Below are 14,761 nucleotides of genomic sequence, written 5' to 3' on the forward strand. Positions count from 1 at the left end.
TTGTTCTAGTTTATTTTAATATAAAGTAACATCGTTCGTATAGTGTAAAAAAGACCCATTGTAAAAAACAATAGGTCCTGATATTTATAAAGTAATATCTTTTTCGACGGCGTTACGATTATTGTATGTTTGGTAGTCGAGCTTCTTCATGATTTTCGATGTGATCGTACCTGATACCATTGAGCCGTTAACATTTAGTGCGGTACGTCCCATATCAATCAGTGGTTCGACGGAAATGAGTAGCCCTGCTAGTGCAACAGGCATGTTCATGGATGATAAGACGATCAAGGCTGCAAATGTTGCACCGCCTCCAACTCCTGCTACACCAAAGGAGCTAATTCCTATAATGAGCATTAGTTGCACGATAAAGCCTGGGCTTAACGGGTCTATGCCAATGGTCGGAGCAATCATAACTGCTAACATAGCAGGGTAAATTCCAGCGCAACCATTTTGGCCGATGGTTGCACCAAAGGAAGCAGACATGTTTGCAACTCCTTCGTCGACTCCGAGACTGTTTTTCTGAGCGGAAATGTTTAATGGAATTGCACCTGCACTAGAACGTGATGTAAATGCAAATGTTAAGACAGGTGCTACTTTTTTCAAGAATGTAAGCGGGTTTAAACCTGCAAACGTGATAATCAATAAGTGAATTAAGAACATGATACCAAGTGCAACATAGGAAGCTACGACAAATTTACCTAGCTCCATAATGCCGGCTACATTCGTTTTCGCGACAGTATTGGCCATTAATGCAAGAATACCGAACGGCGTTAAGCGGAGTACAAGGGTAACAATGCGCATAACAACAGCATAGACAGCGTTGATTCCTTTTGTGAAGATAGCTGCTTCTTCTGGTTTCTTCCTTCTAACTCCTAGCACAGCAATTCCGACGAAAGCAGAGAAGATGACGACTGCGATTGTAGAAGTCGCGCGGTCACCTGTCATATCTTGGAACGGGTTCGTAGGGATAAATTCTAGAATGCGTTGAGGAGTGCTCATTTGTTCTACGTCCCCAAGTCTTTCTTCTAAATACGCGCCACGATCTTGTTCTGCCTGGCCTGCTTCAATTTCATCTGCGTTTAAGTCGAATGCAAGCGATGTACCAACACCAACTAAAGCTGCTACCATTGCAGTAGTAACTAAAATTCCAATAATCCATCCAGACATTCTTCCTAACTCTTGAGATTTCTCTAAATTAATAATCGACTGGATAATGGATACCATTACAAGTGGAATAACGATCATCATGAGTAAGCGAACATAACCGCTTCCAACAATGCTATACCATTCCGTTGTTGTTGCGACGACTTCGGATTCCGCTCCAAACGCTAGTTGCATGTATACTCCAATGGCTATTCCGAGACCTAACCCAGTGAAAACACGCTTACTAAAGGAAACGTGTTTTTGTTGCATTTTAATTAATAGTAATATACTTATAAGTAAAATTGCGATATTCACATAAAACAATGAATAAGCCCCCTTTAATTTTAAAATAATATAATTCCTATGAATTTACTTGGTTTTCTAAAGATACAACGAATTAATGCGTTTGTCAATCATAAAAATATAGGTATTTTTATTTATATGTATTCTTAAACGTTTCATGCTGTCTCGTTTAAAAATAGAGCTTATATTCAAATTATTGATAAAAGCCTTGTGAAGTTTATTCCTTTCTTGTTAAAATTAATTGGAAACGGTTTCATATTTGTTATATATAATTACGAATAGATGCGCTCCTATTACCATAGGGGTACTCATTTAATTTCATATGTAGCAGGAGGAGTTGGAAGTGGCAACGATTGAAGATGTTGCAAAGTATGCCGGATTATCAAGAACAACCGTATCAAGGGTAATCAATAATCAGCCTTATGTATGTGATGAAAAAAGAGAGCGGGTATTTCATGCTATGCAGGAGCTTGGCTATGTTCCAAACTCTTCAGCCAGACGGTTACGTAATCAGAAAACCGAAACGATTGCCATTGTGTTACCTCGTATTACGAATCCTTTCTATAGTAAACTGGTCGAGGTAATGGAAAAAAAGGCCTCGTGGTGGGGATACCAAGTTATTATTTGTCAAACGTATCATTGCGCTCAAAAGGAGCTGCATTATTTAGAGTTATTGAGGAAAAAACAAGTTGATGGATTAGTGATGGTAGCCATTCAAAATGAGTGGACAAAAGTGGAAGAATATATACACGCTGGTCCAATTGTTATTTGTAATGAAAGCATAGAGGAAGCAAATACAGTGATAGTGGGCATTGATCAACAGCAGGCAGCTTATGATGCTACGGTACACTTAATTGAGCAAGGATGCAGAAGGCTGGCATTTATATCAGGAGAAGAGAATAGTAACCTCGTACAAGCGAGATATACAGGTTATATGAAAGCACTTCAAGAACATCATATTCCTTCTATGGATGATCCTATTTTTCATGAAGCAGTTGATGTAGAGAGTGGACAAACTATTTTAGGCAAGGTTGTGCACATGAATAATCGTATTGATGGTATTTTTGCTGGATGTGATGAGGTTGCTGCAGGGATTGTTTATGCAGCAATGAAGCAAGGGATACGTGTTCCAGAAGATTTGGCAGTGGTTGGCTTTCATAATGATACTATTTCGAGATTAATGAACCCTGCTATTACGACCATAGAAGTACCTATTGTAGAAATGGCAGAGAAAAGTATAGAACAATTAATTCGCTCTATAGAACAACCATTGCGTAATAAGCGAGAATCATATCAATTTGCGCATACACTTTTGAAAAGAGATTCCACCAACAAACGAATAACAGTACCAATGTAAAAAAAAACGAGTTCTGTATCAGTACAGAACTCGTTTTTTACTTATCTCGCTGGATGGTCGCACTCTTCACAAATGTTGCCGTAGCAGTCTGCTTGCTCTTGAATGGCGTTGTTACACTTCGTACATTTCTTCTTTGGTAGGCTTTTAAAGAATTCCATTACATTCATCATCATGGTATAAATCCCCTCCAATTTGTTGGTGGTTTTATTGTATTATAACAGAGTTAAAAAATCAACCCTTTGTTTTAGAACAACCTGTACTTTTTTATCTTTTCTGAAAACTGGTTTGTCGTTGTAATGTGATGTAAGCTAGTAGAAGATATATCGTAAGAAAGTATCGAAAGGGGTCTTGTCGATGAAAGTAACAGTTAATGGGTTCTGGGGAGGGTTTCCAGCAGCAAATGGAGCTACGTCCAGTTATCTTATCTCTTCCAAAGGATTCAACTTGCTTGTTGACTGTGGAAGTGGTGCATTGTCAAAGCTGCAAACGCATACGGATGTGATGGATTTAGATGCTGTTATCTTATCTCACTATCATTTTGATCATATTGCGGATATTGGGGTGTTGCAGTATGCGGTCAAGGTTCAAAATATAGTAAGAGAAACGAATAAGATATTACCGATTTATGGACATAAAGAAGATATGGCAGGATTTCGATCATTAGGGCATGAGGATACGGAAGCTCGGGCATATGATCCCGAGCAAGGATTACAGGTAGGTCCTTTTATCATTCAATTTTTGAAAACGATACATCCTGCTCCGTGTTATGCGATGCGTATTTCTGATGGAGATGCTACGGTTGTATATACTGCTGATACGAGTTATCGAGAAGAGTATATCTCCTTTAGTGAAGATGCTGACTTACTTATTACCGACAGTAATTTCTATGATGGTATGGATGGTTCTGGACCAGGACATATGACGAGTACAGAGAGTGCACATATTGCAACTTCTGCTCATGTGAAGCAATTGTGGTTAAGCCACTTACCTCATTTTGGGAACCATGACCAATTAAAAATGGAAGCGGAGCGTATTTTTGCTGGTAAAGTAACGTTAGCTCATGAAGGGTTATCGTGGGAAGCGTAATCCTACTCCAATTGCAGTGAGAACGATTTTCGATTAAAATAGAGATAGTAATGGAATAAGGAGGAATAACCTGTGCTGTTATTTATTGATAACGAGGGTATTAATGATCCTCGCATAAACTTAGCAATTGAGGAATATGTGTTAAAACATTTAGATATTGATAATGAAACATCTTATTTGCTTTTTTATATTAATGAACCTTCTATTATTATTGGGAAGAACCAGAACACAATAGAAGAAATTAATACAGACTACGTTGAAGAAAATGGTATTCATGTTGTTCGACGCCTTTCTGGTGGAGGAGCGGTGTACCATGACCTTGGTAACTTAAACTTTAGTTTCTTAACGAAAGATGATGGTAATAGTTTTCATGATTTTGCTAAATTTACGAAACCTGTTACCGATGCATTACAACAAATTGGTGTAAAGGCAGAATTATCCGGACGTAACGATATTCAATTAGAAGACGGTCGCAAAATTTCTGGAAACGCACAGTTCTCTACAAAAGGGCGCATGTTTAGTCATGGAACGTTAATGTTCGATTCAGAAATTGAGAACGTTGTTCAGTCTTTACGCGTGAAATCAGAAAAAATTCGCTCCAAAGGAATTAAGTCCATTCGCAGTCGTGTAGCGAACGTGTCTGATTTAATGGAACAACAGATGACAATGGAACAATTTAAAGCGATGATTTTACGCTACATATTTGATGTGCAATCTATAGAGGAAGTACCTAGGTATACATTAACGGAAGAAGATTGGAAGCATATCCATGCGTTATCCGAAGAACGTTACCAAAAGTGGGAATGGAACTATGGTAAATCACCAGCTGCTAACATTCAACATTCTCATCGTTTTGAAGGTGGAACGGTCGATGTCCGCCTTGACGTGAAAAAAGGCCTGATCGAAAACGCGAAGATTTACGGTGATTTCTTTGGTGTAGGTGAAGTTAGTGAAATTGAGAAACGGTTAATCGGCACGCGGTATGAACGTGCTTCTATTGATGAGGCGATTCAAGATTTAGATATCTCTCATTACTTGGGACGTATTTCTCGCGAAGACTTTTTATCATTAATTTATTAATACATCAGGCGGAATCTACACGGTTTCGCCTTTTTTCTATGCAAAAGTGGGGGATGGCATGGTTGTTGTTGCATTCGTAATTGGTATTATGATATGGATAGGATGGGAACTATTCTTCGTTTTTCCAACGAGATGGTTGAAAGTGGAACGAGTAGAGTGGGATAGTGAAGTAAATAAGAAAATTCTACAAATTAGTGATCTTCATATTCGCAATATGCGCGTGTCGCTGAACAAAATAAGACGTGTTATCGAGGAAGAACAGCCGGATTATATTTTCTTAACGGGGGATTTTATTGATCGCACGGAGAAGGAACTGCCTAAGTTAGAACGCTTTTTATCCATGATTGAAACAGATGGGGTGGAAAGCTATGCCGTATTAGGCAACCACGATCGGCATTTAACGGATGTTGGGACGCTTGAACGGTTGTTAAATCGTTATAACATTCGATTAATGAAAAATGAGTGGGTGGAGAAAGAAGATGTTGTGATTGTTGGTATTGATGATTATGGACGTGGTCATCACAATATGGAAATGAGTTTTTCTTTTGCAAATAAAAAGCAAAAGGATGTCGTCGTATTGACGCATGATCCGAATATTATTCAGGAATTACAGCACAATTATTCGATGCTTGTTGCTGGTCATTTACACGGTAAACAAGTAAATATTCCTTATTTTTTTCATTTCGTCTATATGGGACAGATTCCTCGTAATGGTATATATAAAGGGAAGCATTATGGAAAGCATGGTCCTTTTTATATATCTAAAGGGATTGGGCAATCTCATTTGAACTTCCGATTTATGGTACGAAGTGAAGTGACGATTCATGAGTTGCGAAGAATCGTTTAGTTGACTAAAGAAATAAACCTTGTTATGATACGTTTATCGTCATATGGACAACAAAATAATAAGCGATGAATGTTATGGGTAACACTATAACAGGAGCATATTCTGGAGAGATCGCACATAGTGCGGCGCCGAAGGGTTCACAATCTCAGGCAAATGGACAGAATCATCTAGAGAGCTATTTGTGTGCTTTTGTTTAGATGATGCTGTTTACAGAGATTGGATGAGAGTCCGATCTTTTTTTTATTCTATTATAGAGGTGACAGGAAATGGAGAAACGACGCGCAGTAGTAAGTGTTATAGGAAAAGATCAAGTTGGTATTATTGCAAAAGTAACAAACGTACTAGCTGAACATCAATTAAATGTATTAGATATAAGCCAAACCATTGTGGAGGACTTCTTTACGATGATGATGGTCATTGATGTAACTTCTGCTCAACATCTTGAAGAAACACGCCACATACTACATGAGCTTGGAGAAGAAATTGGCGTTCAAATCGACTTACAATTAGAAGAAGTATTTCAAGCAATGCATCGAGTATAGGGGGAGTTACTATGAGAATCGGATTAAATGAAATGACAGAAACGATACGAATGGTACAGATGGAGCACTTAGATATTCGTACAGTAACGATTGGTATTAATCTTAAGGATTGTGCCGATAGCGACATACAAATAATGAAACAAAAGGTGTACGACAAAATTGTTTTCTACGGCCGTAATTTGAAGCCGTATGCAGAGCAAGTTGAAAAAGAATACGGTGTACCAATTATTAATAAGCGTATAGCCGTTACACCAATTGCAGAAATTCTTGGGAATGCAACGCGAGAAGATGCGATAGAAGTAGCGAAAACGTTAGATCGAGCAGCAAAAGACATCGGTGTTGATTTCATCGGTGGGTATTCCGCTCTCGTACATAAAGGGGTAACAAAAGGTGATCAAATACTGTTAGATTCATTAGCAGAAGCCCTGGCAGTTACGGAACGGGTCTGTGCTTCTGTTTCCGTAGGCACAACTCGAGCGGGGATTAATATGGATGTTGTCAAACAAATGGGAATAATTATAAAAGATGCTGCAGAGCGTACAAAAGATCAAGACGGTCTTGCCTGTGCAAAGCTTGTCGTGTTTGCAAATCCAGTAGAAGATAACCCATTTATGGCTGGGGCTTTTCACGGATCTGGTGAAGGAGAGGCAGTGTTAAATGTTGGAGTTAGTGGACCAGGCGTTGTGCTCCATGCGTTAAAAAGACACCCAGAAGCTGATTTAGGCGAAGTGTCGCAAGTAATTAAGAAGACCGTATTTAAGATTACGCGCGCTGGTGAACTAATTGGCCGTACAGTTGCCGATAAGCTTCATATTCCATTCGGCATATTAGATCTATCACTTGCACCAACGAATGCGCTAAATGATAGCGTTGCTCAAATTCTTGAAGAAATCGGTTTAGAACGTGTAGGAACACATGGAACGATAGCGGCACTAGCTTTAATGAATGACGCCGTAAAAAAGGGAGGGGCGATGGCAAGCTCTTATGTAGGCGGCTTAAGTGGCGCATTTATTCCAGTCAGTGAAGATAACGGTATGATTCGTGGCGTCCAGGACGGATCTCTTTCCTTGTCCAAATTAGAAGCAATGACGTGCGTCTGTTCCGTAGGTCTAGATATGATTGCGTTAACAGGAAAAGCTTCAGCCAGCACGTTATCAGGTATTATTGCAGACGAAGCGGCAATCGGTATGATTAATAAAAAAACAACTGCCGTCCGAGTCATTCCAGTCCCTAATAAAGAGGAAGGTGAGATGGTCGAGTTTGGAGGTTTGCTAGGAAGAGCACCAGTGATGGGCGTGAACGAATTCAGCTCTTCTGCTTTTGTCAATCGCGGCGGCCGCATACCAGCGCCATTGCAATCGTTAATTAATTAAATCTATCAGAGAAAGCTACATCGTTCTAGAAGACGATGTAGCTTTTTTTCGGATGTAGTGATTTTGAGTACGGAAGGTCCACATGCGCTTAGAGTTAGTGGAATGGAAGGCTCGGAATCTGGGAATTATGCGTGAAAAACGGGACCTAAATAAGACGCCCCTATAAGTTTTTGCTTCAAATCTGTCAGGAACAGTCACCAATACTTGCCAAAAGGGACGTTTTATTCTATAATTAATTTGAAAATTCAATATTGAATGATTATTCATTCATTTTCGGGAGGGTGTTTATGAATATTAGTGATCAATTGTCGATCACAGCACGAGATTTTGCAGCAAAGACGGCTTACATTTTTCAAGATCAAGAAACGACGTATCAGCAATTGGATGGCGCGGTGACGAGATTTGCTTCTGGTTTGCGAAAGATAGGGCTCCAAGAAGGGGATCATGTAGCACTTATGTTGGGGAATAGTCCGCATTTTGTGATTGGGATGTATGGTGCTTTGCGTTCAGGATTAACTGTTATTCCTATTAATCCATTATATACACCTGATGAATTGACATACATTTTGATGAATGGAGATGTAAAAGCGGTCATTACGATGGATTTGTTTATCGAAAAATTCGAGAAGATCGATGCTTATTTGCCAATGATGGAGCATTATATTGTAGCGGAAACGAGTGATGTTGCAAGAAAGAGTGCATTGCAAAACAAAATGATAGCGTTTACAGATGTGGTGGAGACGGGCTCTCTCCAGGAACAGTTCCCTATAATAGATGACGATGATGTTGCGGTTATTTTGTACACGTCTGGGACGACTGGGAATCCAAAGGGTGCGATGCTTACACACCGTAATTTGTATTCTAATGCCAAGGATTCAGCTGATTACTTAGGAATTCAAACGAGTGATAAAGTAATTGCTGCTTTGCCGATGTTCCACGTTTTTTGTTTGACTGTATCATTAAATGCACCTCTCATGAACGGAGGTACGGTTATCATTGTGCCAAAATTTTCACCAGCTGAAGTATTCCGTTTAGCGATAAAATGGCAAGCAACTGTATTTGCGGGTGTGCCAACGATGTATAATTATTTGCTTCAGGCCGGAGAGCTACATAAAGAAGATTTGCGTAGTTTACGACTTTGTATTTCAGGTGGAGCTTCTATGCCTGTTGCGTTATTGCAACAATTTGAAGCTACTTTTGATTGCATAGTGTCAGAAGGTTTCGGATTATCTGAAGCTTCTCCAGTGACATGTTTTAATCCGCTGGACAAACCACGTAAGCCAGGTTCAATTGGGCAAAACATTGTGAACGTGGAGAATAAGGTGGTTGATGAATTTGGAGAAGAGGTAGAAGTTGGACAGGTTGGTGAATTAATTGTACGGGGACCTAACGTCATGAAAGGTTATTACAAAATGCCTGAGGAAACTGAGCATGCTTTACGGGATGGCTGGTTGTATACAGGAGATATGGCGCGTATGGATGAAGAGGGGTATTTTTATATCGTTGACCGGAAGAAAGACATGATTTTGGTAGGGGGGTATAATGTTTATCCACGAGAAGTAGAAGAGGTGCTTTATCGCCATCCAAACGTAACAGAAGTTGCTGTTATCGGAGTTCCCGATCCAAATGTAGGAGAAGCGGTTCAAGCTTTTGTCGTACTAAAAGAGGATGGTGCGTTTGAAGAAGAATTGCTAGCCTATTCCCGTGAACGTTTAGCTAAATATAAGGTCCCAAGTTCGATTCATTTGATTGACGAGCTACCAAAGAATACTACTGGTAAAATACTAAGAAGAAATTTACGCGAAAAAATAGTTCAATCATAGACGAAAATGCTAGGATATCCTAGCATTTTTTTTGCATATTATAAATAAATGGGAGGTTAATTGACTAATTTCATCACGTCGTTGTACACACGATCTTTCTCAAAACCTTCTCCCATAGGGTATTTGGCTACTAAATAATTGTCTTCATCAATTAAATACGTGTAGGAAGTATGGACAAGATAATCAGTACCATTGTCTTTGAATAGAAAGCGAAATGGATCAGCTAATTTCTTTGTGTCTTCAACAGAGCCACGTAAAAAGGTCCAATTCTCATCATTTTCCGTTTCATAAACTTTCATATAATTTTGCAACACTTTTTCTGTATCATTTTCCGGATCAATCGTAATCGATAGGAATTCCACTTTGTCGCCATATACACCTGCTTTTTGGAACTGATCTTTTAAATGCATCATTCGCTGGGTTGTAAGGGGACAAACATCAGGGCATTTCGTATACATAAACTCAACAATACGAACTTTCTCATCCATTTCTGTTAAGTCATATGCTTCTCCATATGCTGTAGTCATCTCAACATCGGTAGGTAACTTTACCCCTGCATCACGCCAAAATTCAACATAAGCTATACCTAGTCCAATACCGATAATTAAAAGAGAGATAAAGACGATATACCATTTCTTTCGCATGACTGTGCTCCTCCTTCCATGTGTAAATGAATCAATTACTATGTTTATAATACAGCAAATGAGGTGGAAATTAGCTTATAAATGTTGAACAACTAATGACAATAATAGGAGATTCCTGAAGAAAGGAGTGAAAAGGATGAAAAGGATGAAAAGAATGCTACTACTATATAGTTTATTTCTCACGTTAGTGTGGGGATATTTTCATTGTATGTACTCATTGAATACACTAGGGGATACGAAATATGCGGCATATGGACATGCTTCTTATTTCACAAGTGTGACATTTACTTGGTTCTTTCTATGGATGGTGTGGAATAGTTCATATTTCCATACAGTAATTCATCGCATCGAGCGGCGTTTCCTTAAAGAATGGCAGCGTTCAATTGCGTTCGGTCTAAGTTTCACCGCTTTGTATCAATTATGTAAACTTCCTCTACAATTATTGCGCTTTCAACTTTCTAAATGGGCAAATGTGCGACATCAGTCACTTGCTGATTGGTTATTAGATTGGTCGATGCAAAGTATATCGTATGTTGTGCTCATCACCTTTCTTCTTACAATTACACGCTTTTGTATGCAAAAATTCCAAAAGCATTGGTGGATTGGTGTTTGGCTATGGTTGCTACCGTTTGCATTATTCGTTTTATATGTTCAACCAATTTGGATTGATCCTCTATTTGATGAGGTAACCCCATTGAGAGAAAATGATGTAAGTACTGCCATTGTGGAACTAGCTAAAGGAGCTGGTATTTCTCAAGCAGATTTATACGAAGTAGAAATGAGTGAAAAGACAACGACATTCAATGCCTATGTAACAGGAATTGGTCCCCATCACCGGATTGTACTTTGGGATACAATGTTGGAACAAATGGAGTCGGAAGAAATATTGTTCATTGTTGCCCATGAAATAGGTCATTATGTCATGGATCACATTCATTGGGGGATTGTTGGATATTTGCTTTTGAGTATGGTCATTTTATATCTTATTGCTAAGTTTTATCCTGTTGTATTTCGATTGGCAACAAGGCGATTCCGATTAAAGTCATGGATAGAATTAAGGGCATTGCCAATCTTACTTTTACTTGCATCGATGCTCATGTTTACTGTTCGACCGATGGCGCTATATGTATCTAGGGAGATGGAAATAGAAGCAGATCGATACGCAATACAACATACTGAGAACCTTAATGCTGCCATTGAATCATATGAATCATTAGCAAAGGCGTCTCAAAGTGATATGGATCCTGCGTGGTGGATTAAATGGACTCGTTATACTCATCCCCCGATTGCGGAGCGGATTGAGTATATTGAACAAATCCAAAGAGAGAAGAGTGAATAATAAGGATAAATTACTATATTGAAATAATTCGAATAGAGGGGAGGGTATAGGTGGCTTTATGCTAATATACAGTGCCAATTTAGTGAAAGCCTACCATATCAGCATTTACATTAAGTTACAATCACGCAAGGGTTTGCGTGATACCGCAATTCATTTTCGGTTACTTTTAGGGGAGATTATATTACAATAAACTTAAGACATGATTAAGAGCCTGAGTGGTCAGTGACTTTAATTATGAAAGCATTTCCCATTCGTTTCTTAATCGTCTAACAGTATTTCTGCTTGAAGGCTTAAATGCTGTGCAGAATAAGTCTTTTCCTAATGAAAATACTTATTCATGAGTAATTCCCTCACTCAAAAGTTAACCAGTCGTCTCTTTTTTGACCAGCGCTCTCGTAGCGTTGGTCTTTTTTTATACAAAATTAGAACGTAAATAATCATTATTTACGTTCTGGTTGTCTATGTGTAATCATATATTCGTCCTCTGTCATGTAAAATACACGATCAGGACGCTCCTTTAATAAACCTGCTTTCTCCAGTTTATAGAAATTCACTTTATTAAAAGGATCGCCTTCTATCACAGGTAGTTCACTCATTTGCTTCATGTATTTATCTACTGCTTGCTGAATGCGGTCTATATCTAACACAAGATGATAGTCATGCTCTTCAAATACTTCATATGTTTCTTTTGACATGTAGTAGGTTTCGATTGGAATAGCCCCTAAGTAAGGAGAGAGTAGTTCATAATCAATCGTGTTATCCTCGTTAATAATTGTTTGTAATTCAATACCATCAGGAAGATTATTCATATATCGATAAATGGCTTGCCTTAATTCTAATAAGGAGACATTGCGTTGATTTAATACGTGCCTTTCTTTGTTTTCTTCTTTTTTCCTTTGTTGTTTGCGCTTCCATTTTCCCCACATGGTTGAGCCCCCTTTTATTTGTTGGTGATGAAATAAATGATACGTGTTTAAATGACAAAGTATTCGCACATTATAGTAAAAAGCATGTTAGGAGGTACTAGTATGAATGATGAAGAATTAAATTTAGAATTACACACGAATACGATGTTGAATCCTGACTTCGGAATGAATGATGGTGGATTTATTATGCATGTGAAAGACTACCAATCTGCAATAGAAGAACAATAGTAAGAAAATATTTACTTATTCTAAGTTTATCAAATATTGGTGCTGTTTTGGGGGAAATCTTTTGCGCTCTATGGTCACCCTTCTTTTTGCAGAAATGAAAAAACTGCATTTTTTACAGGTTTTGCCCAAAAAGTGATTCTTTTATGGTAAGTTAATCATGTAACTAAACGAGAGAAAGGATGTTTCGAATGAAAGAATGGAGAAAAAGTTCTGATTTTGAAGTTTCACCTTATACGTGTGCATTAATTGCAGTAGAGCAAGATGGGTATATTGTCTCGCTTGTTATAGAGGATGGGGAGAAGTTTTATGTAGATTCCCCACCTATTAAATTAATGGATCAAGCTTGCAAGTTCTTTGGGTCTAGCTTAAGGGGCAGGATTGACGGAACGAAAGAGGTCAGCGGCATTACGCACAAACCACCAATTGCGGTAGATCCGGTTAATGGCATGTATTTCTTTCCTACCATCTCTCCGCAAAAAAAGAATTGTTCTTGGATTGCCCATTCCCATATTGACCACATTAGGAAGTGTAAAGGGGACTCAAATACGACCATTGTTTTTAAAGACAAATATAGTATAGAAGTCTCTGTATCTAAAGGATCAATTTGGAATCAAGTTCAACGTACTGCTCAATTTCGTTACAAACTAGATGAACGTCTTCAAACTATACCTAAACAAATCTCTCGTGAGCAGGTTGCAGAGTCCTTTTTGTCTGTTCATTCATAATGCACTTATTGAATAGAATGAGACGAATATTGGAAAAGGTGAGGAGAAACGATTGCATAACAGAATTGAATTTGATGAAGAAATAGAAATTGGATATATTAATATCTTTAACAAAAACTATCATTATGAAATCGAAGAAACAGAGGAATTGGAAGTAAATGCATTCTTGAATTTAGATATCGATAGGAAGCAAAAAATCGTAGGAATAGAAGTGTTTGAAGAAGAGGCACTCAGGTTAAAAGGTGCGAAAGGTGAAAAAGAAATCTTCAAAGAGACTTCTAATGGGTATTCCTTTAGAATTGCCAATAAAGAGGTGCTTAGTAAATATTCATTTAATGGACTAGACTTTTGTTTTTCGAAAGAAGATTATACAGGCTTTATAGGTTTAGATATTGTAGATGTAGAGAAATATCCAGCGGATTATGTATTGTAAACAATTAGGGGATATATTTGTGAGTGAATCCTTTGTTTGGAAGAATGTAATGGTGACAATCGCTTTGTATATGGATAGAATGAGAGGCATTAGTTTATCGCCTCTCTTTTCTGTCCACCATTAGTATTAAGCTTTCCATGTTCAGATTGCAAAGCTTTCTGCATCAGTTCATGCATAATGATTTCTACTTTTTTACGGATGGCTGGATTGAAGTAATTGCGTTTTTCTTCATATCTATTGGCTGTAAATAAGTAAGAAGTAAATGATTCGTTTTTATTTAATAAGAGAACGTTTACTTTCTTTTGTTGCATGATCTGTTTTAAGTTTTTTCGTTCTATTTTTCCTTTATGCTCCATCTTATGAAGGAGTTCTAAATAAGGTTCTTTGATTTTATATGGTCCTTGTTCAATGGTGTAAATGTCTTTGGAAATAACAACGAGTGCCATAGATAAAAATAAGAAACGAGATGCGAGTTCTCGGTCTTCTTCACGGAGATAGCGCATGTTCTACCCTCCTGTTCAAACGAACATGTGTTCTTATTATACAATAAGTTTACACAAAAAGAAACGTTCTTATGATAAAAAATAATTCATCGCGTCTTTGGAGGAAGAGTGTATGCTAAAATTTACATAAAGCATCTTATGAAGGGAGATCAAATGTGTCTACAAATATTATTCTTATAGTAGCTTTGGTGTCTATTGTTATATGGAGTACGGTATCCCAGGAACTTGTAAAATCTTCAAACAATAATGAAGAGAAAAACGAACGAAAAATAATAACTTTGATGTCTTCGGGTATTTTATCAACACTCATTTTGACCATTTCACTTTTCCAAAATATCCAGTTTTGAAAAATGTGATAGGAAGACATGTTGTATTTTTTTGGTTCATCACCGTAACTTGGGGTTGACTC

17 protein-coding genes and 1 riboswitch are annotated in these 14,761 nt (G+C 37.9%); of the genes, 11 read left to right on the plus strand and 6 right to left on the minus strand.

Annotated features, from left to right (window positions below; translation table 11 throughout):
* Nucleotides 1-84 precede the first annotated feature (84 nt).
* Nucleotides 85-1,413: an L-cystine transporter gene (locus tag N784_RS14425; RefSeq protein ID WP_084600285.1), complete on the minus strand. Its 1,329-nt coding sequence runs from the start codon at nucleotides 1,411-1,413 to the stop codon at nucleotides 85-87.
* A 376-nt stretch (nucleotides 1,414-1,789) separates the two neighbouring features.
* Here N784_RS14425 and N784_RS14430 point away from each other — a divergent pair, with 376 nt between their 5' ends.
* Nucleotides 1,790-2,803, plus strand: a complete 1,014-nt coding sequence (locus N784_RS14430; protein ID WP_036836049.1) for a LacI family DNA-binding transcriptional regulator — start codon at nucleotides 1,790-1,792, stop codon at nucleotides 2,801-2,803.
* Nucleotides 2,804-2,844: 41 nt separating this feature from the next.
* Here N784_RS14430 and yhfH read toward each other — a convergent pair whose 3' ends face one another.
* Nucleotides 2,845-2,976: a protein YhfH gene (gene yhfH, locus N784_RS16425; protein WP_084600283.1), complete on the minus strand. Its 132-nt coding sequence runs from the start codon at nucleotides 2,974-2,976 to the stop codon at nucleotides 2,845-2,847.
* Nucleotides 2,977-3,157: 181 nt separating this feature from the next.
* Between yhfH and N784_RS14435 the strand changes: the two genes are divergently transcribed.
* The 6 genes from N784_RS14435 to N784_RS14460 all read left to right on the plus strand — a co-directional run bounded on the left by N784_RS14435 (nucleotide 3,158) and on the right by N784_RS14460 (nucleotide 9,554).
* Complete coding sequence (locus tag N784_RS14435) at nucleotides 3,158-3,889, plus strand: MBL fold metallo-hydrolase (RefSeq protein WP_036836050.1); 732 nt, start codon at nucleotides 3,158-3,160, stop codon at nucleotides 3,887-3,889.
* Nucleotides 3,890-3,964: 75 nt separating this feature from the next.
* Nucleotides 3,965-4,969 (plus strand): lipoate--protein ligase, encoded by a 1,005-nt coding sequence (locus N784_RS14440; RefSeq protein ID WP_036836067.1) that lies wholly within the window; start codon nucleotides 3,965-3,967, stop codon nucleotides 4,967-4,969.
* A 58-nt stretch (nucleotides 4,970-5,027) separates the two neighbouring features.
* Nucleotides 5,028-5,816 (plus strand): metallophosphoesterase, encoded by a 789-nt coding sequence (locus N784_RS14445; protein ID WP_036836051.1) that lies wholly within the window; start codon nucleotides 5,028-5,030, stop codon nucleotides 5,814-5,816.
* 92 nt (nucleotides 5,817-5,908) lie between these two features.
* Nucleotides 5,909-5,987, plus strand: a riboswitch (glycine riboswitch).
* Nucleotides 5,988-6,082: 95 nt separating this feature from the next.
* The gene (locus N784_RS14450) at nucleotides 6,083-6,358 is read left to right on the plus strand and encodes an ACT domain-containing protein (protein ID WP_036836053.1); all 276 of its coding nucleotides are present in this window, start codon (nucleotides 6,083-6,085) and stop codon (nucleotides 6,356-6,358) included.
* Nucleotides 6,359-6,369: 11 nt separating this feature from the next.
* Nucleotides 6,370-7,731, plus strand: a complete 1,362-nt coding sequence (locus N784_RS14455; RefSeq protein ID WP_036836054.1) for a PFL family protein — start codon at nucleotides 6,370-6,372, stop codon at nucleotides 7,729-7,731.
* Nucleotides 7,732-8,018: 287 nt separating this feature from the next.
* Nucleotides 8,019-9,554, plus strand: a complete 1,536-nt coding sequence (locus N784_RS14460; protein ID WP_036836055.1) for a fatty acid--CoA ligase family protein — start codon at nucleotides 8,019-8,021, stop codon at nucleotides 9,552-9,554.
* A 56-nt stretch (nucleotides 9,555-9,610) separates the two neighbouring features.
* Here N784_RS14460 and N784_RS14465 read toward each other — a convergent pair whose 3' ends face one another.
* The gene (locus tag N784_RS14465) at nucleotides 9,611-10,198 is read right to left on the minus strand and encodes an SCO family protein (protein ID WP_036836056.1); all 588 of its coding nucleotides are present in this window, start codon (nucleotides 10,196-10,198) and stop codon (nucleotides 9,611-9,613) included.
* Between the two features lie 136 nt (nucleotides 10,199-10,334).
* Here N784_RS14465 and N784_RS14470 point away from each other — a divergent pair, with 136 nt between their 5' ends.
* Nucleotides 10,335-11,537: a M48 family metalloprotease gene (locus N784_RS14470; protein WP_052127352.1), complete on the plus strand. Its 1,203-nt coding sequence runs from the start codon at nucleotides 10,335-10,337 to the stop codon at nucleotides 11,535-11,537.
* A gap of 440 nt (nucleotides 11,538-11,977) precedes the next feature.
* On the opposite strand, the gene N784_RS14475 is transcribed toward N784_RS14470, so the two are convergent.
* Nucleotides 11,978-12,463 carry a DUF3939 domain-containing protein gene (locus N784_RS14475; protein WP_036836058.1) on the minus strand — a complete coding sequence of 162 codons (486 nt, stop codon included), beginning with the start codon at nucleotides 12,461-12,463 and terminating at the stop codon, nucleotides 11,978-11,980.
* A gap of 102 nt (nucleotides 12,464-12,565) precedes the next feature.
* Between N784_RS14475 and N784_RS17140 the strand changes: the two genes are divergently transcribed.
* The 3 genes from N784_RS17140 to N784_RS14485 all read left to right on the plus strand — a co-directional run bounded on the left by N784_RS17140 (nucleotide 12,566) and on the right by N784_RS14485 (nucleotide 13,849).
* A complete protein-coding gene (locus N784_RS17140) occupies nucleotides 12,566-12,691 on the plus strand; it encodes a hypothetical protein (RefSeq protein WP_269745341.1) in 126 nt (41 codons plus the stop codon).
* Between the two features lie 188 nt (nucleotides 12,692-12,879).
* On the plus strand, nucleotides 12,880-13,416 hold the full coding sequence (locus N784_RS14480) for a competence protein ComK (RefSeq protein ID WP_036836059.1): 537 nt from the start codon (nucleotides 12,880-12,882) through the stop codon (nucleotides 13,414-13,416).
* A 52-nt stretch (nucleotides 13,417-13,468) separates the two neighbouring features.
* Complete coding sequence (locus N784_RS14485; RefSeq protein ID WP_036836060.1) at nucleotides 13,469-13,849, plus strand: DUF2283 domain-containing protein; 381 nt, start codon at nucleotides 13,469-13,471, stop codon at nucleotides 13,847-13,849.
* Nucleotides 13,850-13,938: 89 nt separating this feature from the next.
* Here the strand turns inward: N784_RS14485 and N784_RS14490 are convergent, their stop codons facing one another.
* Both N784_RS14490 and N784_RS17280 read right to left on the minus strand, forming a co-directional pair.
* Complete coding sequence (locus N784_RS14490) at nucleotides 13,939-14,352, minus strand: hypothetical protein (protein WP_036836062.1); 414 nt, start codon at nucleotides 14,350-14,352, stop codon at nucleotides 13,939-13,941.
* Nucleotides 14,353-14,488: 136 nt separating this feature from the next.
* Nucleotides 14,489-14,761, minus strand: a 273-nt coding sequence (locus N784_RS17280; RefSeq protein ID WP_036836063.1) for a hypothetical protein, incomplete at its 5' end; no start/stop codon positions are given.

The sequence above is a fragment of the Pontibacillus litoralis JSM 072002 genome, assembly GCF_000775615.1.
GTDB lineage: Bacteria > Bacillota > Bacilli > Bacillales > BH030062 > Pontibacillus > Pontibacillus litoralis.